Origin of the sequence: Acetobacter sp. AC2005 (genome assembly GCF_037901235.1) — a bacterium.
Lineage (GTDB): Bacteria > Pseudomonadota > Alphaproteobacteria > Acetobacterales > Acetobacteraceae > Acetobacter > Acetobacter oryzoeni.
In genome coordinates this window covers 1486078-1509129 of the sequence record NZ_CP149625.1, presented here as the reverse complement: position 1 = coordinate 1509129, position 23052 = coordinate 1486078, and the positions used below count along the sequence as shown (strand labels likewise).

The following is a 23052-nucleotide window of genomic DNA, read 5'->3' as shown; positions in this document are numbered from 1 at the left end:
AATATGCAGTGTAATCCGCCCATCTCTCGGCTTTACGCTCTGTTCCATAAGGCTAGTGGACATATGGGCTGCTCTCTGGAATAACGTGAAGCCTTGTGCTTTGCGGTGTTGGGAAAGCACCCTTCCCTTTCCTTTTATATTTTATGGTCGCCATGTCTTCTCGTCTGCCCCTTCTTGATGCCCTCCGTGATCAGGTTCTGCTTTGTGATGGAGGCATGGGCTCACGTATCCAGATGCTGGACCTAGATGTCCAGCGTGATTACTGGGGGCAGGAAAACTGCACCGAAATTCTTACGCTCTCACGCCCGGAACTTATCCGTGAAATCCACCGCGGTTATTTTGAAGCCGGCGCAGACATGGTGGAAACCAATACGTTTGGCGGCTCCCCCATCACACTGGGCGAATTTGGGCTGACAGACAGAACGCGTGAGATCAACAAAAACTCCGCCATATTGGCGCGTGAAGCTGCAGAAAGCTTTGCCGATGGCCGCACCCGTTATGTTCTGGGCTCCATGGGCCCCGGCACAAAACTGCCCTCTCTGGGCAATATTGATTACGATAGCCTTGAAGCAGCTCTGGCAGAGCAGGCCCGCGGCCTGATTGAAGGCGGTGTAGACGCAATCCTGATCGAAACCTGCCAAGATACCCTTCAAATCAAGGCAGCTGTAAACGGCGTAAAGATTGCACGGAAAGAACTGGGCACCAAAACCCCGATTTTTGTGCAGGTTACCGTAGAAACCACAGGTACTCTGCTTGTAGGGCCGGACATTGCTGCGGCAGCCACAGTTATTCATAGCCTTGATGTGGATCTGATGGGCCTGAACTGCGCCACCGGTCCGCAGGAAATGGCCGAGCATGTGAAATGGCTGTCTGAAAACTGGCCACGGCTGATTTCCGTGCAACCCAATGCGGGCTTGCCAGAACTTGTAAATGGCCAGACCCATTATCCCCTTACACCCGCAGAAATGGCCACATGGGTTGAGCGCTTTATTACAGAAGATGGCCTGAACCTAATTGGCGGCTGCTGTGGGACCTCCACCCCGCATACAGAAGCTCTAGATGCCATGTTGCGCCGCCGTGCAGAAGGAACAGGACGCCTACGCCCTGCCCCTGTACCACGCACATCTGTATGGGTACCCTCTGTTGCCAGCCTTTATTCTCAAGTGCCCCTCCGGCAGGAAAACGCCTACTTCTCCATTGGGGAACGTTGTAATGCCAACGGCTCCAAAAAATGGCGTGAACTTCAGGAAGCACATGACTGGGATGGGTGTGTAACCGTAGGGCGTGAACAGATCCGTGAAGGCTCCAACGCACTGGATATCTGCACAGCTTTTGTTGGCCGTAACGAACGTGCAGAAATGGATGAAGTGATCAAACGCTTCACCTCATCCGTAAACGCACCTCTGGTAATTGATTCTACCGAAACGCCGGTTATTGAGGCTGCCCTCAAGCTACACGGCGGCAAACCCATCATCAACTCCATCAACTTTGAAGATGGCGAAGGCCCTGCATCAGACCGCATGGAGCTGGCCCGCAAGTTTGGTGCCGCTGTTGTTGCCCTGACGATTGATGAAGCAGGCATGGCCCGCAAGCCGGAAGACAAGCTGCGCATTGCCAGCCGTCTTGTAGAGTTTGCCTGCGAAAAATATGGTCTGCCACAGTCTGACCTGATGATTGACCCCCTCACCTTTACCATCGCCACCGGTGCGGAAGATGACCGCAAACTGGGGCAGTGGACTCTTGAGGGTATTAAAATGATTCGGGATGCCTTCCCGGATATTCAGATTGTGCTCGGCCTTTCCAATATCTCGTTCGGGCTGAATCCGGCCGCACGTGCGGTGTTGAACTCAGTCTATCTGGACCATGCCGTTAAGGCGGGCATGACAGCCGCCATTGTGCATGTTTCCAAAATCCGCCCGCTGCACCTGATCGCCCCCGAAGAGGTAAAAGTTGCAGAAGACCTGATTTTCGACCGCCGCACAGAAGATTACGACCCACTGCAAACGCTTCTGGCCATGTTTGCAGATCGTAAGGCGGCAGATGCGGTACAGCGGAAACGAGCAGAAACAGCAGAAGAACGCCTGAAAGACCGTATTGTTGATGGGGATCGGAAAGGGCTGGAAGCAGACCTTGACGAAGCCATGCAAAACATGGCCCCGCTGGACATCATCAACACCGTTCTGCTGGATGGCATGAAGGTGGTTGGAGAACTGTTTGGTGCAGGCAAGATGCAGCTTCCATTCGTGCTGCAATCTGCCGAAACCATGAAAGCCGCTGTTGCCTATCTGGAACCGCATATGGAGCGGATAGATGGCCAGCAGCGCGGCACAATCGTGCTGGCTACGGTTAAAGGGGACGTGCACGATATCGGCAAAAACCTTGTAGATATCATCCTCACCAACAATGGGTACCGCGTTGTCAATTTGGGCATCAAAGTGCCTGTGCAGGACATGATTGAATCTGCACGCAAGGAAAAGGCCGATGCCATTGGCATGTCTGGCCTGTTGGTGAAATCCACCGTTATCATGCGCGAAAATCTGGAAGAAATTTCCCGCGCGGGGCTGGATACACCTGTCCTGCTAGGCGGTGCGGCTCTTACCCGTAACTATGTGGAAGAAGATTGCGTTGCTGCCTATGCGCCTACAGGCCGTGTAGCCTATGCGCGTGATGCCTTTGATGGTCTGACACTTATGGATCAGATCAGCCAAAATAAGTTTGATGATTATCTGGCCGCCATCCAGAAACGGCGCGAAGGCAAAGCCACGCGCACCAACGCCCGCATGCCAGAAACAGCAGAAACACGCGGCTTTGGCCCAGTTGATGTTGCTGCGGCCCGCGCACGGCGTGAACGCCTGACAGCAGATGAACCGCCCATGGTTCCACCATTCTGGGGTTCTCGCGTTCTGGAAGCTACGCCAGAAGCCGTTCTGCCGTTCCTGAACGAACGCGCGCTTTATCAGTTCCAGTGGGGCTTCCGTAAACAAGGCCGCTCCCTGGATGATTTCCTAGTATGGGCACGGCAGGAACTCCGCCCAATCCTGCGCCGGATGCTGGACCTAACGGCCAAAGAAAACATTCTCAAACCGCAAGCTATTTACGGCTACTGGAAAGCTGCCGGGGATGGCAATGATCTGGTGCTGTTTGAAGAAGACGGCACAACCGAAGCCTGCCGCTTTACACTCCCACGCCAGCCAAAGGCAGATGGTGAATGTATTGCTGACTTTGTGCGCGATATCTCAGAACCAGAACGTGATGTTATCGGCCTGCAGGTTGTTACTGTCGGCCAGAAAGCATCCGACATCGCCCGTGATTGGTTTGAAGAAAACCGGTACCAAGATTATCTGTATCTGCACGGTCTTTCTGTTGAAATGGCCGAAGCAATGGCCGAATACACCCACAAGCGTATCCGGGCAGAACTCGGCTTTGCTGGGGAAGATGCGCGGGATATGGAAAAACTGCTTCAGCAGGGATATCGCGGCTCTCGCTATTCCTTCGGGTATCCGGCCTGCCCACGACTGGAAGATCAACACCCGATTCTAGCCCTGCTAGACGCCGAGCGTATTGGGGTTTCCTTAACAGATGGAGATCAACTCCATCCAGAACAGTCTACCTCCGCACTTGTTATTCTCAACAAGCACGCAAAATACTTCACAATCTAATACCATTGACCAAGGGTGAAGATGCAGCGCATCATTCACCTTATGGTTACTTCACCCCCACCTGCCTCTCCTCCAGCCAGCGCCGCGCTCAAGCGGCTCTGCCGGCAGGTCGGGCTTCATGCCACAAACTGCACTGCCGCGTTTATAGATAACCGGGAGCAGGATATTGTGCATGAAAGCGCTTTGTTTCTGCAAACCCTGCACAAATTGTGGGAAAGCCAGGATGTTGATCCGGCTGAAGTATGGACAGAACTGCTGCGTAGGCTGGAAGTGGCAGAGCTGTTGATGAAGTTGAATCAACCGCCGCATCGAAAAAAAAGAAATGGCAAGGTTATGCGCCCTTGGCGCGTTACCACCAGCAAGCTGCCATAAAATACAGAAGCGCATGACAGGTCGCTCATTCATTGGCATAAAGCCTGCCTCATGGCTGCCATAGATGCCCTTTCCCTGCTGATTATTGGCCTGTCTGCCCTGCATGGTGCTTGGCGAGGGTTCACCCGGCATGCGCTCGGCTTTGTAAGCTGGGGCATTGCCATTGTGCTGGCGCTGCGTTTCCATGCAGCTTTTCTGCCTTTTGTGCAGCGCTTTATCACCTCTCCTACAGGCGCACAAATAGGCTCCTTTGCTCTGCTTCTGCTTGGGGTGTTGTGCGCGGGTTATGTGCTTTCTGCTGCCATTGTCCGAATCGTTAAAGCTACACCCTTGGATGCGCTGGATCGGTTACTTGGCCTGTTTTTTGGAATTGTGCGGGGGATGTTTTTGGTGGTCGTGCTGTTCATGGCCGCACAATGGTTACTACAACCCCAAGACATGGCCGCCCTGACAGAAGATAGCCGGCTTACCCCTTACATCCGGCTCGGCGCATCCCATATCCAGCCATATCTACCGGATTTAAGCGCAAAAGGGGTTGCGCGGAATCCTTCTACAGGTCATGACGCCACCTTGTGATCCCATACGGCCAGTTTCTGACCTTCTGCGGAGGCCCTGCACGCTTATGCTCGCCCATCCCACGCCGTCTGCTTCCTTGCCTGATCCACTGACACTGGATGATGATCATCCACACGAAGAATGTGCTGTCTTTGGTATCTGGAACGCTAAGGATGCTGCTCCCCTTACCACTCTGGGTTTGCACGCCCTACAACACCGCGGGCAAGAAGCCGCCGGTATTGTCTGTTTTGACCCGCAGGAACGTCGCTTTCACTCTCACCGAGGCCTAGGCCTTGTCAGTGATGTGTTTGCAGATTCCCGCGTTATGGCTACGCTCAAAGGCACACGCGCCATTGGCCATAACCGTTACGCCACAACAGGCGCCACGCTGCTCCGTAACGTACAGCCACTGTTTGCTGAATTTGCGTTTGGCGGCTTGGCTGTGGCCCATAACGGCAACCTGACAAATGCCGATACCCTGCGAAGCGAACTTATCCGCCGTGGCTGCCTGTTCCAGTCCACCACGGATTCGGAAGTTTTCATCCATCTGATTGCCATCTCTCTTTACGCAACAGTGGAAGACCGGCTGATTGATGCGCTAAAACGGGTAACCGGCGCGTATTCATTGGTTGTGCTGTCTGAAGATGCCCTCATCGGTGTGCGTGACCCCATGGGTGTGCGCCCGCTGGTGCTTGGCAAGCTGCCTTCTGAAGATGGCAAAGAACCCTCTTGGGTTCTGGCATCCGAAACCTGTGGTCTGGACATTATCGGCGCAGAATTTGTGCGTGATGTGGAACCGGGCGAACTGGTTGTGATTGATGAAAACGGTATCCGCTCTCTGCGCCCGTTTGGTGATACACACCCACGTTTTTGCGTGTTTGAATACATCTATTTCGCACGCCCCGACTCTGTTCTGGAAGGGCTGCCTGTTTACGAAGTGCGTAAGCAGATTGGCCACGAACTGGCGCGTGAAAGCCACGTAGAAGCCGATGTGGTAGTGCCGGTGCCTGATTCCGGCGTGCCTTCAGCTATCGGTTACGCTGAAGCCAGCGGTATTCCGTTCGAACTTGGCATTATCCGCAACCATTACGTGGGCCGCACCTTTATCGAACCCACAGACCAGATCCGGCATTTGGGTGTGAAGATGAAACACTCCCCCAATCGCCCAATTCTGAGCGGTAAGCGCGTTATTTTGGTGGATGATTCCATTGTGCGTGGCACCACATCCCGCAAGATTGTGGATATGGTGCGGGCTGCAGGGGCAACAGAAGTGCATATGCGCATTTCTTCCCCACCTACTCGGCATTCCTGCTTCTATGGCATTGATACGCCAGAACGCAGCAAACTGCTGGCAGCCCAGAACGATCTGAAAGCCATGGCGGAACTGATTGGCGTGGATAGCCTTGCCTTTATTTCGCTAGACGGTTTGTATCGCGCTATGGGTTACAAAGACCGTCAGGCAAGCGATGCCCGCTATTGCGATGCCTGCTTTACGGGGGACTACCCTATTCCCCTGATCGACCATGATGCAGAGTTTGGCCCAGGCACCGCCTGAGGCCAGCTTTATGACCAAATAAAAAAGCGGCCAAATTGGCCGCTTTTTTTGTAACCTTCACGCACCACAATTTAGAGCGATATCATCCGTGCTGTGCTTTCTTGCGCACAATGGTGTGCCGCCCGGTGGATTGACCAGAAGGAAGCTGACGTAGCTGCTGGGCAGCAACATCCGCCAACTGGCCCAGCAACTGGCTTAACACCTGCACCATTGGCATGGTGGCACTGGCCTGTGTGCCCTGCAGTGTAAAGTTCTGCATATAATACTGCTCATCCTTGCCAGGAGCACCAGCTGATGCGGGCTGGATGGAAAGCGTGGCATCCAGCTCCACATTGCCAGACGGACCGGTTGAGAAGCGACTGATGGACATATCCACATAGGCTTCCGGCTCAGTCGCCACGGTATCATTCTCTACAAACACGCCTGTGCCCGGCAGGCGCTGCGCCAGATCACCCGCCATAACGCGGCTGATCTGGGCTGGCAGGGAATCGCTCCATGCATCAGCAGAAGAGACTGTAAGCTTATAGCCGCTATCTGCCGTAACAATCCGGTCTCTATCCAATCCAGATGCCACAGTAGGCAGGCGCACTTCTACAAAGCGTGGTCCACCTGGCTGCGGTTGGCCAGGCGTAACTGCCAATGTGTAAAGTGATGGGCTCCCGCCAGAACAGGCCGTGAGCGTAACAGCCATAACACCCAGTCCGGCCACACCGCTCAGGCGGAGCAACATACGCCGGTCAAGACGGGTGTTCATGGGCTTGCAAGAAACAGTTTGCGTCATGATCTTATCGTCCTGAAAGCAGCGCAGAAGGATGGTTGGTCAGGAAATCTGACAGGAACCGCAGGGAGCGCGCTGTCTGCCCCAACTGCACCACCATGGATTGCAGATTCCGATGGAAATCACTGTTGCCGCCATAACTGGCCAGCAGGCGGTTGGCATTCTGCAGGGTTTGATCAAGTTGCTGTGCCATTTCTGGCAGACGCTTGCTCAACGGTGCCATGCCATTGCGCAGATCATGCGTAAGGGCCTGCAGGTTCTGCATGGAATTGCGCAACCCAACCAGAGATTGCTTAACTTCCGGGCTAACCAACGTCTGATCTGCATGGGCCAACAGGTTATTGGCGTTTGTGCCAATCTGTTCAAACGGCATAGCCGCCAGACGAGACGTAATCGTGGACAGCGAATCCATAATTCCACCCATACCACCAGCTTGGCTTGGAATAACCAGCGTAGGACCTTCCATACTGGTTGTGGCCGGTGCGGGGTTCTTGATGAAGTTCAGGGAAATCATCCCTTCACCCGTCAGGAAGCTGACACTGTCTGTTGAGGCACGCAGGCCATTCGCCACCAGAGTACGGAACATATCTGTCAGATTATTATTCCGCAGTTCAGCCGGAGACAGCACGCGTTCAGGCTGAACTTCCATACCAATACGCACACGCGGGTGCCCCGGGTTGGAACTTAGATCCAGCTTCACACTGGTCACATTCCCCACCTGGATCCCGAACATCGTCACCTGGCTGCCAACATCCAAACCTTTGACCGAAGACATCACATAAGTGGCAAGTGGCACGCGCTCACGGTAACCTGCGTTATCTGCATCTTCATGGGTGTCATACAGCTTGAAAACTGTGTTGGCCGGAGCTTCTGATGCTGGATGTAAACGGCTTTCTGCAACAGGCGGCAGACCAAAAGCCACACCACCAGAAAACAACGCCTGCAAGGATTGCAGCTGCACCTTAAGACCACCTGCACCAAACCCAACCTTAACACCAGAAACGTTCCAGAAACGGGAATTGGTGTTCAGATAATGATCGTAAGGTTCGCGCACAAAAATCTGGATCAGTACAGGACCGCGCCCACCAGGTGGCATGGTGTAACCCAGCACTTCCCCCACATCCACATCACGGAAGAAAACAGGTGCCCCTTGCCCGATAGACCCAATATTACCGGCTACCAGCGTGTAAATACGGCCGGGTTGATCTGAACGCACACCTGGAGGAGCTTCCAGCCCCTCAAAGGTTGTGGTGCGTTTGCCTGCGGGGTGACCATCCTTGTTCAGCCCCGGGTCAAACGCAATATACGCGCCAGACATCAGGGTTTCCAAACCAGTAATGCTGGCACCATTGATACGTGGACGCACAACCCAGAACCGGCCGCTATCCGTGAGCATATCATTCGTACCCTTGTTCATACGGATACGCACTTTGACATGCCGCAGGTCATCAGTCAGCGAAACACCTTCCACCGTGCCCAGAACCACAGATTTATTTTTGACCTGTGTCTGGCCACTGGTCAGGCCATCAGCTGTATCAAATACAACGGTAATTTCTGGTCCATTGTCCATAAAACTGCGCCAGACCAAAAAGCCCGCAATCAGCACGGAAACAATGGGAATAATCCAGATAATGGAAAACCGAATGCGCCTTACCAGAGCATCCTGAGCACTTTCCCCTTCTGGAGGAGAGAAATGATTATGACTGTGTCCGTTCACGCCCTGTCCGGCTCCATGTTGTCCCAATGTGCAGCGGCCTCAATTTTTGCCGGACAATTTTGCCCGGCATCGGCTGGGGCCGAATCACCGTTTTTGCCCGCTGCATCCCACATCAGCCGAGGGTCAAATGCATGCACTGCAAAAATTGTCAGCACCACAACAGCGGCAAAACATACCACACCGCCATTGGCGCTAATGCTGGCCATACTGCTAAAGCGCACCATGGCCACCAGAATGGAAACCATGAATACGTCAATCATAGACCAGCGCCCGATAACATCTACCAGCCTGTAAAGTCTGGATCTGGCAGCCAGATTTCGTGCAGAATGGTATTTGGTACTGATCACCATAAACATCAGCCCGATAATTTTAAGAACGGGCACCAGCACACTGGCAAACAGCACCAGCAGGGAAAGCGGTATCATGTTGCTTTCCCACAGCTCTATGGCCCCTTCAACAATGGTATGCCCCGTACCTGCACCCAGCCGAATAACGGTCATAACCGGGTAGATATTGGCGGGCAGATAGAACACCACAGCGGAAACAAGCAGTGCCACAGTGCGAGCAATGCTATCTGGCTTGCGTTGGCGCAGCACATGGCCGCAACGAGGGCAGAACCCTAACGGGGCTGTTTGATCCAGCTTTTCATCAAACAGCAGCACGGCAGAGCAAGACAGGCAGGATACCATATGGCTGGCTGGTGGCATTTGGTCACTTGGGCCTATCTCCTCGCAGGATAGGCATACGCGCTGGTTATCCATACGCCGCAAGCTGGTATCTGTTTGCCGGCGCCGCCAAATGAGTTCCGTATCCAATGTGGCATCTGTGGCAGACATGGTGACCATAAGTGAGGCGACCAGAAAGACCGCAGCCCCTACCTGCACATAAGCCATGTCTGACAGCTTGGTGTAGGCCACAAAAACGCCCAGAATATACACTTCCACCATCGACCACGGGCGCAAGCGTTCATACCATTTAAGAAGGTGCGGCACCCAGAATGGCAACTTGGGCTGAAGCGCGCCAACCAGCACCAGCATCATCATGCTGATCACAAGCCCAGGCACAATAATGGTGGCTATGGCCACCAACACGCCAATTTCGCCCCAGCCTTCATGCAGCAATTCTATCGGGCCGGTCAGAATATCTACGGTTCTCTCTCGCCCATACAGATCCAGCATCATCAATGTGGAAAGCAGCATGGCCAGATAGAGAGACGCCGAGCTGATACAAAAAGCCAAGGGTGTTGCTATGGGAGAAGTACGATTGCGCCGATCCAGCAATTGCCCACATCGGCAGCAACGGGCCTGTGTTCCGGGTTTAAGTTCTGACAGGTGCTGGTAATGACCACAGCAAGGGCATTCCACAATTCCCTTTACAAGCCGAACATGCCGTTTTTGATCAACCGGAACATTCTGCCCGGGATTAAGGGCCTCCCGCACCAAGCCAAATAACTGCGACATGTTCATACGGATAGTTCTTAAAACGAAAAAACTGTTCCGTCACACTCAAAACAGAATGGCACCCCTGCTTAAAGCCAGAAATAACGTTTTGTTGTCGTCCAAACCTCTGGGTGAATTGCAGTTTTTCCTTGCGTAGGCACAGGGATCATGATAGTCACCGCCCCGCAAACAAAATGTGCCCGCTTAGCTCAGTTGGTAGAGCACGTCATTCGTAATGATGGGGCCGGTGGTTCGAATCCGCCAGCGGGCATTTCCCTTTGCATTTCCCAAAATACTGAACGCACTTTTACATTGTGTTGTAAAAATGCGTTTTATATCCGCCCATTCAAACAGTTTTACTGCTTTGGCGGCGTATTCAGCTTGTACAAACTTATGAGCAAATGATGGCCGTTCGAGTAATTCAGCCCACCGACTGTGCCAAGGCTCACGGCATCCGCTGCTTTATGACCCAAGGCTGCCATAAATGCGGGGGTATCTCGCTGATCAACAAGTGCCACAGTGCACTTTGCATCTGCCTTTATGGCTGCTGCCGCATTTTCTACACCTGTTAGCAACACCTTGCCGCCCAGCAGAAAGACCAGACTTGGCTCAGAAAATGATACTGACACCACATGCGACTCTGCACACGGTTGATGTGCTTGCACCAATGCTGTCAGACGCGGGGCCAACCAGATGCTCTGCAACTGTGGTACCACAACCGTAAACAAACCCACATAGAGCAGTACAGCCGCAGCCACACTGGTTAAAGCAGCCTGTTGCAAACGTGCGCGTGAAATATACCACGTTGCAAGACCAACCAACGGCAATACACCCAAGGCCAGAACAATAGTTGCTGCAGATATTTTGTGTTCCAACACCCACACTAAAGTTGGGCCCGCAACGGCCAAGGCAATGCCCACCAGAGCCCACGCAACAGCATAAATGCTTAGCAGCACCTTGCCCCAAACACGGGCAGGCCAATTACGCCATACATCCCCGCCCTGAACCAAGAAAGCAGCTGTAAGAATGGCTATAGCGGGATAAGTAGGCAGCACGTAATGCGGGAGCTTGGTAGCAATCGCTTCAAACACCACCCAATGTGGAACAATCCAGCACAGCAGATAGCGCACCGTTTCTTGCTTGCGCGCGCGCCAGACCAGAGGTGCGACACAGGCTGCAAAAAATGAACCAGGCCAGAACGCCAGCAAAAAAACCAACAGGTGGTAGCCCGGCGGCAGCCCATGTGCTTGCTGCCCAGACGCAACCTTTCCTAAGAAATTAGTGCCAACAGCATTCCGAAAAAACTCACCGTGGCTCACAACCCCAATAGCAACGCACCACGGCACCAAAATAGCGGCAGACAAAAGCCAGCCCCATGCCGGACGCATTCTGCGCCATAGACCAAAATCTCGATCCAGCATTCCCAACACCAACGGTGTTGCAAGAGATGGGATAAGAATAACCGGCCCTTTCAACATGAGGCCGCAGCCAATGGCGCCCCAATACAGCAAAGCACGTTTTATGGGTGTGGCCACACCTTGCTGGCGATCCCGCAAAGCACCTGTTAGCGCCAACTGCGCGAGCAAAACTGTAAGCAGCAGGCAGGAATCGATTGTGGCCATACGGCTTTCTGCTGCAACCAGCACAGAAGCCATAAACAACAAGCCTGCACCCAAGCCGGCCGAAGCCCCAAACAGCATGGAGCCAATAAGCGCCGTAAGAACAACAGCGCCAGACATGGCCAGAAGTGAGGGGATACGATACGGCCAAACAACCCGCTGATGCTGCATTCCTGTAAGAGAAACAGCCGCGGCCTCCAGCCAGTAAATACCAGCGGGTTGCAAATAACGTGGTTTGTCCTGAAAGCGCACATCTACAAAATTGTGCGATTCTAGCATTTGCGCCGTGGCTTCCATGTATCGGGGTTCATCCCGATCAATTGGTGGCGTAACAGCTCGCCCTGGCAGAAACAGCAAAAAAGCAGCAAGGCCTAAAAGCAGCAGGGCTTTAAGAGAAAGTGGCTGGTGACCGTTTTTCTGATTCAGCATTCACGAATCGATTTTGGAAGATGTGTACGATTCCGCAGCCACATCACGCCCAGCAGATCACGCACGCCAACCACCGCACGATTGAAGTTGGTATATTTAGACTGCCCGTGCAAACGCGGCCGATGCGTAACAGGGTGGCACACCAACGGCACACCGTAAGAGCCAAACAACGCCGGAAGAAAACGGTGCAAACCTTCAAACTGCGGTAAGCGGAGGAAGTCTGCTCGTTGGAAAATTTTGATAGGTGCGCCTGTATCCGGGCACTGATCATTTAAAAGTTTCTGCCGCAGCCCGTTAGCAAAACGCGTTGCAAAACGGCGGGACCAACCATCTTTACGGCGTGTGCGCACCCCTACCACAAGCGGTGCCCTGCCCTTGGATGCCTGCGCTTGAGCAAGAGAAACTAAAGAGCCCAGTTCACGCGGGTCATCCTGACCATCGCCATCAATAGTGGCAATCCATGTACCACGAGCCGCTGTAATACCTGTGCGCAATGCAGCAGACTTACCGCAACGTCGATCATGGGAAAGAATACGTAAGCTTGGCAAACATTCATCCCGCAAGCGCTGCAAAACTTCTACGGTCTGATCTTGGCTGCCATCATCTACAAAAACAACTTCGGCCGCAGGCAATTGCTGCATGGCCTCGGCCAGTTCCCGGCAAACCTGTGGTAGATTATCCTGTTCATCCAAAACAGCAATAACGATGCTCAGTTCACACTGAGCATCGTTATGCTGTGACGGTGAGGCTGAAACCAGACCTGTCACGTATTCACCATTCAGCTGATAATGTTTCAGGCTGCCTTGCGCGCAAGAGCGGCAGGCAAACCAGCCAGCGCCTGATCAACAAGCCCTGCGGCTTTCTGCTCATCAAGCGTCTGAGGAATAACACCGTTGGCAGCCTGTACGGCCACATCAATTGCCAACTGGCGCACTTCTTTAACAGCAGCGCGTTCTACAGCGGCAATACGATCACGCGCCATTTGCTCATGGCGCTGCACAGCGGCTTCTGCCTCTGCACGTGCTTTCTGGGCCATTTCAGCAGCCTGCTGATGTGCCTGCTCTACATAAGACTTAGCTTCTGCCAGTGCCTGCTCACGATCACGCGCGGCATCTTCCAGCATCTGCTCAGCTTCTCTTCTCAAGCGGGCAGCTTCATCCAGTTCTTCACGGATACGGTTGGCGCGGCTATCCAGAATGGTGGCTATAGGCCCCCAAATCTTTTTGCCAACCAGCACGAAGAACAGAACGAACGAAACAGCGACCCAGAAACCCGCTTCGTGAAAAATGCCAGACATGACGAAAATTCCCCCGGAGCTGGTCAGATAGTGCTGTGCGCCGAAGCGCTTTCAACCTTCTGGGCAACAAGCTGAGCATCAGGCACAATACCCGTCAGACGCTGAACCAGAGCCTGCGTGGTATCACCTGCAATTTCTTTAAGCGCGCTCAATGCACGCGTTTTTTCCTCAGCCACGCGTTTTTCGGCATCAGCAATTTCTGCTGTTACCCGCGCATTAATTTCCTGCATCTGCTGTTCGGCAGCTTTATGTTCTTCTGCCAGAACCTGATCAAGATGTGCCTGGGCTTCTGCCATGGCATCTTTACGGGCCTGCTGAAGTTCAGCAACAGCTTTATCGGCGTCCTGCTTAGCCGCGCGTGCAATTTCCAGATCCCCAGAAATACGCTTGCTACGGTCTTCCAGCACCCGGGCAACGCCGGGCAGCATGGCTTTGCTGAGCACCATATAAAAGACGAAGAAAATTACCGCGCCCCACATAACCTGACCGGTTACAAGGGGGTTGGCAAAATCTAGCTGAGGCATTCCCGTGGCGTATGCACCAGGCGCGGAAACGGCCAGAAGAGACACACCGGAAACCGTTGCGAACAGGCCGGCACGAAGCATCTTCTTAATCACACCCACAGGAATGTTCTCCTCTTTCCTGAAAGCTTTCTCAGACGAACAGGATCAGGAACGCGATCAGCAGCGCGAACAGAGCGATAGCTTCTGTCAGAGCAAAGCCGAGCATACCCAGACCGAACACATGCGGGCGGGAAGCCGGGTTGCGCGCAATGCTGCTTACCAGCGTGGAGAAGATGTTGCCGAGGCCGATACCAACGCCGGCAAGGGCGATCACGGCGATACCTGCACCGATTTCCCGGGCTGCAGCGATGTCCATATCAGTCACTTCCTTGTTTCAAGTACAGTTCAAACGAAACGGGCAAAGCAGCTCCTCAGTGAGCCACGGCCTCCCGCAGGTAGATGCACGTCAGAATGGCAAACACATAGGCCTGCAACACACCAACAAGCAACTCAAGAGCCATCAGTGCCACGTTAATGGCAATCGGCCCAACCGCAAACACGTCACCCACCACACCAAAACCAGCGAGCATGATAACAAAGCTTGCGAAAATATCGAACATGACATGCCCGGCAACCATGTTGGCGAACAGTCGGATGGAGAGGCTGACAGGACGCGAAAGAAAAGAAAGAATTTCAATCGGGATCAGCAGCGGAGCCAGAAACGGGCTAGCGCCTTCCGGCATGAAGTGCGCAAAGAAACGCAGCCCCTGCACCTTAAGGGAGACAATAACCGTAAGCACAAACACCATCATGGCGAGCGCAAAGGTTACGGCAATATGGCTGGTGAACGTAAAGGAAAACGGCAGCAGACCAATATAGTTACCGGCCAGAATAAAGAAGAACAGCGTAAAGATGAACGGAAAGAACGCCGTGCCTTCTGGGCCGATCGTATCAACCGCCATGTTATGAATAAATTCGTAACAAACTTCTGCCGCTGCCTGCAAACGACCGGGAACAACTGCTGCTGGGCGCATACCAAAATACAGGAACGCCAGAACCAGACACACTGCCACAATCATGTACAGGGGGGATTGGCTGAAACGCAATGCTTCGCCCAGCCCACCAAGAACGGGATGAAGCTCAAACTGTTCAAGTACGTTGATGCTGGAACCGCCCGCCACAACCGCTCTCCTAAAACCCTTTACTGCATCCGAATCGTGTCGGATTACAGCTTCTTACTTGCCGTCTATCGACTTGACCAGCCGCCAAACATTCAGCACGCCAGCACCTCCGCCCATCAGCGCGAAGATAACGAGAAAAACTGCCCGGGTTTTGAGCCAGTGATCTAGCTCCCACCCAATAGCAACGCCTACTATCAGTGCTGAAAGCATTTCTGCCCCAGCTCTGAGCGCCAGCCCAGGAAGAGATTGCTCTACAGCATCTTCTTTCTCGGCTGAATCTCCTTTTTCCTCCAGGCCAGAGCGGCGTTCTGCCGCCTTTAGCCGAGCATCAAAGGAATCGTCACCGTTCTTACTCATTCTTCGCCCCTTCAGAGGGGTGCAGGCGCTTGCTAACGGGGCTGTCATATCCTGTCAAGAAACCATGATGGATAGAAGCATCAAAATCTGTCTTTTCCACCATAATTCTCCACAAAAAATCAGACTGTGTCAGCCACACCCACTAAACCGCGTGCATAATCCACTGCGGAGAAAGGTCGCAGATCTTCTGCCTGTTCACCCACACCCACGGCATGCACGGGCAGCCCAAACTGATCAGCCAGCGCCACCACAATGCCTCCACGGGCAGAACCATCCAATTTTGTCACCACCAAACCGGTCACATTCACAAGTTCGCGAAACACCCGCACCTGCTCCACAGCATTCTGGCCTGTTGTGGCATCCAGCACCAACAGCACGGAATGTGGCGCCGTTTCATCGAACTTACGCATGACGCGAATAATCTTGGCAAGTTCTTCCATAAGCGCACTTTTATTGTGCAAACGGCCAGCCGTATCCACAAACAGCAGGTCAGCCCCTTCAGCCTTGCCGCGCTTAAGCGCTTCAAAGGCCAAACCGGCGGCATCTGCACCGGGGGGGCCAGCAATAACCGGGCAACCGGTTCTTTCCCCCCAAATCTGCAGTTGCTCCACCGCAGCGGCGCGGAAGGTATCACCCGCCACCATCATCACCTTCTTACCTTCCTCAGTAAAAAAGCGGGCCATTTTGCCAATGGTGGTTGTTTTACCCACGCCATTTACCCCCACCACCAACACAACATGCGGTTTGTGTGCGGGATCAGGCTCAAAAGGTTTGGCAACTGGCTCAAGAATGGTGGCAATTTCGTCTGCCAAGGTGGTGCGAATTTCTTCGTCCGTCACCTCAGTGCCAAAACGGGAGGATCGGAAGGATTCGATAATACGCTCTGCAACAGCCGCCCCCATATCTGCTGTAATCAGCAGATCTTCCAGCTCTTCCAGTGCCTCGTTATCCAGCTTGCGCTTGGTGAAAATGCCCGTAATACCCCCACCCAGCTTTTGGGTAGAACGTGACAATCCCTGCTTGAGACGAGAGAAAAAACCAAGCGCCATCTCAGATCCTTTCCACCACCAGCCCTGCACTTTCGGCCATTGTGGGCTGAAGGGTTATAATTTCCCCCACCTCGGCTTCACCCTGCGCAAGCCGCACCGGTGCAAACTGCTCACTATGGCCGGTGGTTGGGGTTTCCATCAGCACACGTAAGGGCTGACCTATAAGACTTTCATAATACCGGGCGGCAGAGGCTGCCCCCACTTCCCGCAACTGCGCAGCACGCGCCTTGCGTTCAGGCACAGGCACAGCACGCATACGCGCAGCTGGCGTTCCTGGCCGCTCACTATACGGGAACACGTGCAGATACGGCAGCGCCTGCTGTGCAAGAAAACTGCGGGTTTCTTCAAACAGCGATTCGTCTTCTGTTGGAAAACCCGCAATAACATCCGCGCCAATGCCAATATCTGGCCGCAGGTTCCGCGCACGCTCTACCACGCTTGCTGCATCTGCCACCAAATGCCGCCGCTTCATGCGCTTGAGAATAAGGTCAGACCCAGCCTGCAAGGAAAGATGCAGATAGGGCATAAAACGCGGCTCTTCAGCCAGAAGCTGCCAGATATCTTCATCAATCTCGACCGGATCAACCGAAGAAAGGCGCATGCGCTCCAGTTCTGGCACCAGGCGCAACACGCGGCGGCAAAGCTGACCAAGCACCGGTTTGCCAGGCAGGTCTTCTCCCCAAGATGTCATATCCACCCCGGTCAGCACCACTTCCCGATACCCTGATTGCACCAGAGCCCGCACCTGCTCCACCACAGCCCCCACGGGGACAGACCGAGAAGGCCCTCGCCCAAAAGGAATAATGCAGAACGTGCACCGATGATTGCACCCTTGCTGAACCTGCACAAAGGCCCGTGTGCGACCTGCAAACTCAGTTACCAGATGCGCGGCCGTTTCCTTAGCTGCCATAATATCGGACACAGCAAGTGGCTCAGATAAGGCTGAAGCTGACCAACTTTCGGCCTTCAGCTTTTCCTCATTCCCCAGCACACGGGCTACGCCGGGCAGATCACTCCAGCTTTCGGGGTTAATCTGGGCCGCACATCCAGTAACCACAATACGGGCATCCGGGTTTTCACGATGCGCACGGCGAATAGCCTGCCGCGCCTGCCGCTCTGCTTCTCCCGTAACGGCACAGGTGTTCACGATAATCACATTATCCAGTGAAGCTGCGTGGTTACGCATCACTTCACTTTCCCATGTGTTCAGACGGCAGCCAAATGTGAGAATTTCTGGCTTGCTCATTCCGGGTACGCGGCCAGATCAACCGCCCCCTCAAAAGCTGTTGTTGCAGACCCTGTCATGAGCACATGATTGTTGGCTGCCCATTCAATCCGCAGAACGCCACCGTCCAACTCCACTTCACACACACGCTCGATCAAACCGCGCCGTGCTGCGTTCACCACCGCAGCACATGCGCCTGAACCACAGGCTTCTGTTACACCGGCACCGCGTTCATGCACCTTGAGCCGCATATGTGCAGGCCCATCAATACGCGCAAACCCGATATTCGCCCGTTCGGGAAAAAGCGGATCATGCTCCAGCGCATCCCCTTGCGAGAGACGTGCAAAATCTTCCACAAAAAATGTTGCGTGGGGGTTCCCCATAGATGCCGCGGCAGGATCACCCTCCAATGGCAGATGCAGGGTATCCATTTCCGCAGCCAAAGGCACATCCTGCCAATTCAGGCGGGGTTCACCCATATCTACCGTAATCAGGCCGTTTTCTTCTATCCGGGCAGGCAAACACCCGGCACGCGTTTGCAATACAGGCGTTCTGTTTCCCGTTTCCCGCCAGATCAGATCTGCCACGCAACGTGAAGCATTCCCGCACGCACCTGCCTCTGATCCATCAGGATTGAAAAAACGCACAAAAACATCTGCCCCTTCTGCACAGGCAGGGCGCAGCGTCACCAACTGGTCACACCCAATACCACGGCGCCTATGCGCCAAGGCAGCTATACGGGCTGGCGTAAGGGACAAATGCCCACCGCGCTCGTCCAGAATGACGAAATCATTCCCCAGACCATGCATTTTACGGAAAGATGTCAGCATGCTGTGGCTTATACGCCACTTTAAGCGCCGATGCCATGAGAGAAAGCAGCCAGCAGGCCCGGAAATCGGTCTTTCCCGCGCTCTACTGGCATAATTGTAACGTGCTTACAGGAAGCGCCCCGGAGCACCGCGCTGCAATACTTCAATTTTATAACCGTCCGGGTCGGTCAGAAAAAAGAACTGCCCAACCACCTGACCTTTGTTTTCCAGCGTTTTAACCGGCGTAACCGGATGTCCGGCTGCTTCCATACGATCGTGTTCTGCCTGCACATCCGCAACAGACACAGCAAGATGGCCGTAACCCTCCCCTAGATCATAAGGTTCTGTACGGCCGTGATTGATTGTGAGTTCAAGTTCAAAAGTCTGCTCATCATTGGCCAGATACACCAATGTAAAACTCTCAAATTCAAACCGGCCCACAGGTTTGATGCCAAGCGTATCTGCGTAAAAATGCGTGGAACGCGCCTCGTCCAACACCCGCAACATGCTGTGGATCATCTTGGCCATAAAAATATTCCTTTACCAAACAGAGCATAATAAAAACCAACGCCTGTTGCTTAACGCACATCTTTTTTCCCTGAAATTATTTTTTAAGGAGAGAGCTCTTTACGACAAGCCAAGGAAAATGGTTCACCTTCATACAAGAACCACTTCAACAATATTTGAAAAGCGAATGCGCATCTTCCGCCAGTTTTCCTGCCGCATGGCACGTCATATCAAAACAGGCCTATGCATGGGCACTGTGCTGGCCTCTGGCGGAATGGCCATAAACTACGCCTATGCGGCAGCGGATGATGCGGCCTCGCTTGATGCGTTGGAACAGCAGATTGCGCGCATTCAAACCGAACAGCGCGAATTGCAAAAAGCACTCGTAAGCGTGCAAAAACAGATTGCCCAGCGCCGCGGCACTGTACACGCCGGTAATGGCACTTCCACTACAGCGCGGGCTGTTTCTGGCAGCCACCATGCTGTTGCCAGTTCTGGTTCTGGCGTTACTGTTGCCATGCAGGATGGCACGATTGCCAGCACAGCCTCCACAGATCCGGGCATTAGCGCACCAGCTTCCACACGCTCCATGCGCCATGCCATGGGCCCAGATGCACAGCCCGTATTTTCTGGTAAAAATGATACCCCTGAAGTGGAATCTGTTGTTGGGCACCGTGCAGAAGACATGATTGCCCGCATTGCAGAAAACCAGGTTGGCCCGCACCAGCGTGAAACGGCTGGCGCACAGGCCGCCGGTGCGCTGGGTGACCACGGCGTGTTCCACCTAGGGCCAATAACCTTGATTTTGGGTGGTTTTCTGGATGCGGCAGCTGTGGAATCAAACCGCCACACATCTACCGGCACCTTTAACTATTGGGCAGATATGCCTTACAAAGGCGATGCCCGTTATCATACCGATAACTTTGAAGGCAGCGCACGTTACAGCCGTATATCCCTTATGGCCCGCGGCAACGTCGATAAGAACTCCACCATTTCCGGGTTTTACGAAATGGACTTTGGGGCGGGTGCTTCCACAACAGATCCATACGAAAGTAACAGTTACACCTTCCGTATGCGTCAGCTTTATATGGCCTACGATAACAGTGCTCTGAACTTCCACTTTCTTGCCGGGCAAGCGTGGAGCATGCTGACACCGGGCCGCGTGGGTATTATTCCTCGCCAGGAAAATCTGCCACTCACCATCGAATCCTCCATGCTGGCAGGCCAGACATGGGCGCGGCAGCTCCAGTTCCGCTTTGTAAAAGACTTCTTCCAGCACAGATTATGGGCTGGGCTTTCCATCGAAAACTCGGCCACGCTGTATAATGTTGATAGCTTTTCAAGCGTGACAGATGGGCAGGTACGCCTACCAAACGGACGCATTGCAACTGTCGGGTATGACGGCACCGGTCTGACAAACAATGCCCTCTTCCCCAACGAAATTGCCCCAGACATTATTGGTAAACTGGCATGGGACCCACACTGGGGCCATTACGAAGTTGAGGGTATTCTGCACTTCCCCCATACCCGCGTTTCCGAACTTGGTGGCGGACGCAACCATACTGCCATTGCTGGCGGTGGCGGTGGCTCTGTGGTGCTTCCCGTCCTTCCGCATAAGGTGGAAGTACGGCTTGCTGGTTTGGCTGGGGTAGGTATTGGCCGCTATGGCTCCGTGCTGCTCCCTGATGCCACCCTCAATTCCAGAGGCGAGCCCTCACCCATTCCATCCGTACAGGGCACGGCTGGCGTGATTGCCCACCCCAACCAGCTTATCGATGTGTATGGGTATTTTGGCTACCAACAGGCTGGACGTCGTTACTTTGATGCCAATGGCTCTGCCTATGGGTATGGCAACCCATCGTTTGATAACAGCGGCTGTAATGTTGAAATGGCCACAGAACTTTCAACCCTTGGCTGCACAGGCAACACCCGCAGCGTTATGGAAGCAACCGTTGGCGCGTGGTATCGTTTCTTCAAGGGCCATTACGGCACTGTAGAAGCCGGTTTGCAGCTTGCTTATTCCCGCCGCAAGGCCTGGGAAGGGCTGGGTGGCGCCCCAAGTGCTGGTATGAGCCAGGTTTTCATGGATTTCCGCTATCTTCCTTTCCAGTAAAAGCGCATAATTCCTGTGCTATAAAATCATGCAGTACAGGGTTCTGCCGTCAAACTACTAGCTTTTCCGGGCAGGAACCTTTATCTCGCATTTCTATTCCCGTTGCCCGGATCCGGATTGTATGCCTTTTCAGAATGCTCCTGCCCCTCTCGCTCGTGCTCTTGCTGCACGTGGCTTTACTGCTCCTACCGCTGTTCAGGCCGCCGTTCTGGCCGATGATGCCAAAAATCGCGACCTGCTGGTTTCAGCCCGCACCGGATCTGGCAAAACTGTTGCTTTCGGCCTAACGCTGGCTGACCTGCTGCTGAATGATGCAGGCCGCTGCGTGCCATCTGGCGCGCCTATCGCTCTGGTTATTGCTCCCACGCGTGAACTTGCCTTGCAGGTGCGCAGTGAACTGGAATGGCTGTATGCCGAAACCGGTGCACGCATTGTTTCCTGCGTTGGTGGCATGGAACCCCGCAAGGAAGCCCGCGCCCTTGCCTCTGGCTGCCACATTGTTGTGGGCACACCGGGCCGCTTGTGTGACCATCTGCGCCGCGGTGCGCTTGATCTTTCACACCTCAAAGCAGTGGTGCTGGATGAAGCAGATGAAATGCTTGATCTCGGCTTCCGTGATGAACTGGAAACCCTGCTGGACGCCATGCCCAAAGAGCGGCGTACCCTGCTGTTTTCCGCAACCATTGCACGCGATATTGCGGCCCTTGCCCGCCGCTATCAGCACGATGCCCTGCGCATTGATACAGTAGGTGCTAACACGCCCCACGCTGATATTACCTACCGCGCCGTTCTGACAGAACAGGGCGATATGGCTGGCACGGTTGTAAACGTGCTGCGGTTGATGGAATCCTCCGCTGCCATCGTTTTCTGCCACACGCGTGAAGCGGTGCGCCAGTTGCAGGCGATTCTGACAGAACGCGGTTTTTCCTCCGTCGCCATTTCAGGTGATCTGGGGCAGAACGAACGTAGCCGCGCCATAGAAAGCCTGCGCCACGGCCAAGCCCGTGTGTGCGTGGCAACAGACGTGGCTGCCCGCGGTATTGATATTCCAGATTTGGGGCTGGTTATTCATGCCAGCCTGCCTTCCAACCCAGCTACCCTGCTGCATCGTTCCGGCCGTACAGGCCGTGCGGGCAAAAAAGGTACCTGTGTGTTGCTGGTACCGCCCGCACGCAGAAGATTGGCAGAGCGCCTGCTTCAGGCCGCCAAGGTCACCGCAGAATGGAGTGGTGCCCCTACCCCGGCTGCCATTGCCACAGCCGATGCCGAACGCCTGTTAGGTGCCCCGTTCCTTTCTGCGCCGGCACCAGAAGATGCAGAAACGCAAACGCTAATCGGCCGCCTTACAGCTGAACACACGCCAGAACAGTTGGCTGCAGCACTTGTTGGCCTATGGCATAAAAGCCTGCCGGCACCTGTTTCTGTGCGCGTCATTACACCAGATGCTCGCCGTGCTCCGCGTGAGCGTGATCCAAACCGCCCTGTGCGCGAAAGAGAACGCGCCCCTGCGATGGATGGCAAATGGTTCCGCCTTTCTGTTGGCCGTGAAGATCGGGCAGACCCCAAATGGCTGGTGCCCATGTTGTGCCGCTTGGGGAATATTAAAAAGCAGGATATCGGCTCTATCCGTATCACGCAGGACCACACACTGGTTGAAATTTCTCCCGATAAAGCCGAGCAGTTTGCGTCTTGCGCCTCTGCCACAGACCCGGATGAAATTACAGTAGAACCAGCAGCAGCACCCCGCAAAGGCGGCGGTGGTGGTGGGCCTCGCCCAGCTTATGCTGATCGGAAACCAAAAGGTGGCCGCTCTTTTGCGCCACGTCGGGAAGGTGCCAGCAAAAACGGTTCTTCCCGCAAGCGTAAGTCAAAATAAACTTTACACTCC

20 protein-coding genes and 1 tRNA gene are annotated in these 23052 nt (G+C 54.1%); 7 read left to right on the top strand and 14 right to left on the bottom strand.

The window, feature by feature from the left end:
* Window positions 1-152 precede the first annotated feature (152 nt).
* Genes metH through purF form a run of 4 tightly spaced genes read left to right on the top strand, consistent with a single transcriptional unit; the run spans window position 153 to window position 6141 of the window.
* On the top strand, window positions 153-3659 hold the full coding sequence (gene metH / locus QQM41_RS07370) for a methionine synthase (RefSeq protein WP_339076706.1): 3507 nt from the start codon (window positions 153-155) through the stop codon (window positions 3657-3659).
* A 21-nt stretch (window positions 3660-3680) separates the two neighbouring features.
* Window positions 3681-4031, top strand: coding sequence for a hypothetical protein (locus QQM41_RS07365; protein WP_050820278.1), 351 nt, complete (start codon window positions 3681-3683; stop codon window positions 4029-4031).
* Between the two features lie 51 nt (window positions 4032-4082).
* The gene (locus tag QQM41_RS07360) at window positions 4083-4607 is read left to right on the top strand and encodes a CvpA family protein (RefSeq protein WP_339076705.1); all 525 of its coding nucleotides are present in this window, start codon (window positions 4083-4085) and stop codon (window positions 4605-4607) included.
* Window positions 4608-4653: 46 nt separating this feature from the next.
* Window positions 4654-6141 (top strand): amidophosphoribosyltransferase, encoded by a 1488-nt coding sequence (gene purF, locus QQM41_RS07355; protein WP_087651594.1) that lies wholly within the window; start codon window positions 4654-4656, stop codon window positions 6139-6141.
* An 82-nt stretch (window positions 6142-6223) separates the two neighbouring features.
* On the opposite strand, the gene QQM41_RS07350 is transcribed toward purF, so the two are convergent.
* Genes QQM41_RS07350 through QQM41_RS07340 form a run of 3 tightly spaced genes read right to left on the bottom strand, consistent with a single transcriptional unit; the run spans window position 6224 to window position 10102 of the window.
* Window positions 6224-6922 carry a PqiC family protein gene (locus QQM41_RS07350; protein ID WP_339076704.1) on the bottom strand — a complete coding sequence of 233 codons (699 nt, stop codon included), beginning with the start codon at window positions 6920-6922 and terminating at the stop codon, window positions 6224-6226.
* A 4-nt stretch (window positions 6923-6926) separates the two neighbouring features.
* Window positions 6927-8636 (bottom strand): intermembrane transport protein PqiB, encoded by a 1710-nt coding sequence (locus QQM41_RS07345; protein ID WP_050818622.1) that lies wholly within the window; start codon window positions 8634-8636, stop codon window positions 6927-6929.
* Complete coding sequence (locus QQM41_RS07340; protein ID WP_339076703.1) at window positions 8633-10102, bottom strand: paraquat-inducible protein A; 1470 nt, start codon at window positions 10100-10102, stop codon at window positions 8633-8635. The genes QQM41_RS07345 and QQM41_RS07340 overlap by 4 nt, the downstream gene beginning before the upstream one ends.
* 171 nt (window positions 10103-10273) lie before the next feature.
* Here QQM41_RS07340 and QQM41_RS07335 point away from each other — a divergent pair.
* Window positions 10274-10346 (top strand) — tRNA-Thr (locus tag QQM41_RS07335).
* Window positions 10347-10431: 85 nt separating this feature from the next.
* On the opposite strand, the gene QQM41_RS07330 is transcribed toward QQM41_RS07335, so the two are convergent.
* The 11 genes from QQM41_RS07330 to QQM41_RS07280 all read right to left on the bottom strand — a co-directional run bounded on the left by QQM41_RS07330 (window position 10432) and on the right by QQM41_RS07280 (window position 19072).
* Window positions 10432-12123 carry a glycosyltransferase family 39 protein gene (locus QQM41_RS07330; RefSeq protein ID WP_339076702.1) on the bottom strand — a complete coding sequence of 564 codons (1692 nt, stop codon included), beginning with the start codon at window positions 12121-12123 and terminating at the stop codon, window positions 10432-10434.
* Window positions 12117-12890: a glycosyltransferase family 2 protein gene (locus QQM41_RS07325; RefSeq protein ID WP_339076701.1), complete on the bottom strand. Its 774-nt coding sequence runs from the start codon at window positions 12888-12890 to the stop codon at window positions 12117-12119. Before QQM41_RS07325 ends, QQM41_RS07330 begins: the two co-directional genes overlap by 7 nt.
* 26 nt (window positions 12891-12916) lie before the next feature.
* Window positions 12917-13420, bottom strand: coding sequence for a F0F1 ATP synthase subunit B (atpF, locus tag QQM41_RS07320; protein WP_339076700.1), 504 nt, complete (start codon window positions 13418-13420; stop codon window positions 12917-12919).
* Window positions 13421-13443: 23 nt separating this feature from the next.
* On the bottom strand, window positions 13444-14025 hold the full coding sequence (locus QQM41_RS07315) for an ATP synthase F0 subunit B' (protein WP_050820279.1): 582 nt from the start codon (window positions 14023-14025) through the stop codon (window positions 13444-13446).
* 49 nt (window positions 14026-14074) lie between these two features.
* On the bottom strand, window positions 14075-14299 hold the full coding sequence (locus QQM41_RS07310) for an ATP synthase subunit C family protein (RefSeq protein WP_003624142.1): 225 nt from the start codon (window positions 14297-14299) through the stop codon (window positions 14075-14077).
* 55 nt (window positions 14300-14354) lie between these two features.
* Entirely contained in the window at window positions 14355-15104 is a 750-nt protein-coding gene (locus QQM41_RS07305; protein ID WP_003624139.1) for a F0F1 ATP synthase subunit A, read from the bottom strand.
* 54 nt (window positions 15105-15158) lie between these two features.
* Window positions 15159-15461 (bottom strand): AtpZ/AtpI family protein, encoded by a 303-nt coding sequence (locus QQM41_RS07300; protein ID WP_050818626.1) that lies wholly within the window; start codon window positions 15459-15461, stop codon window positions 15159-15161.
* A 119-nt stretch (window positions 15462-15580) separates the two neighbouring features.
* Window positions 15581-16510: a signal recognition particle-docking protein FtsY gene (gene ftsY / locus QQM41_RS07295; RefSeq protein WP_339076699.1), complete on the bottom strand. Its 930-nt coding sequence runs from the start codon at window positions 16508-16510 to the stop codon at window positions 15581-15583.
* Between the two features lies 1 nt (window position 16511).
* Window positions 16512-17756, bottom strand: a complete 1245-nt coding sequence (gene mtaB / locus QQM41_RS07290; protein ID WP_339076698.1) for a tRNA (N(6)-L-threonylcarbamoyladenosine(37)-C(2))-methylthiotransferase MtaB — start codon at window positions 17754-17756, stop codon at window positions 16512-16514.
* Window positions 17753-18565 (bottom strand): diaminopimelate epimerase, encoded by an 813-nt coding sequence (gene dapF, locus QQM41_RS07285; RefSeq protein WP_339076697.1) that lies wholly within the window; start codon window positions 18563-18565, stop codon window positions 17753-17755. The genes mtaB and dapF overlap by 4 nt, the downstream gene beginning before the upstream one ends.
* A gap of 105 nt (window positions 18566-18670) precedes the next feature.
* On the bottom strand, window positions 18671-19072 hold the full coding sequence (locus QQM41_RS07280; protein ID WP_003624126.1) for a VOC family protein: 402 nt from the start codon (window positions 19070-19072) through the stop codon (window positions 18671-18673).
* A gap of 46 nt (window positions 19073-19118) precedes the next feature.
* On the opposite strand from QQM41_RS07280, the gene QQM41_RS07275 reads away from it, so the two are divergent.
* Together QQM41_RS07275 and QQM41_RS07270 are read left to right on the top strand one after the other, a co-directional pair.
* Window positions 19119-21164, top strand: coding sequence for a hypothetical protein (locus QQM41_RS07275; RefSeq protein ID WP_339076696.1), 2046 nt, complete (start codon window positions 19119-19121; stop codon window positions 21162-21164).
* 121 nt (window positions 21165-21285) lie between these two features.
* Window positions 21286-23040 carry a DEAD/DEAH box helicase gene (locus QQM41_RS07270; RefSeq protein WP_339076695.1) on the top strand — a complete coding sequence of 585 codons (1755 nt, stop codon included), beginning with the start codon at window positions 21286-21288 and terminating at the stop codon, window positions 23038-23040.
* Window positions 23041-23052: the final 12 nt, after the last annotated feature.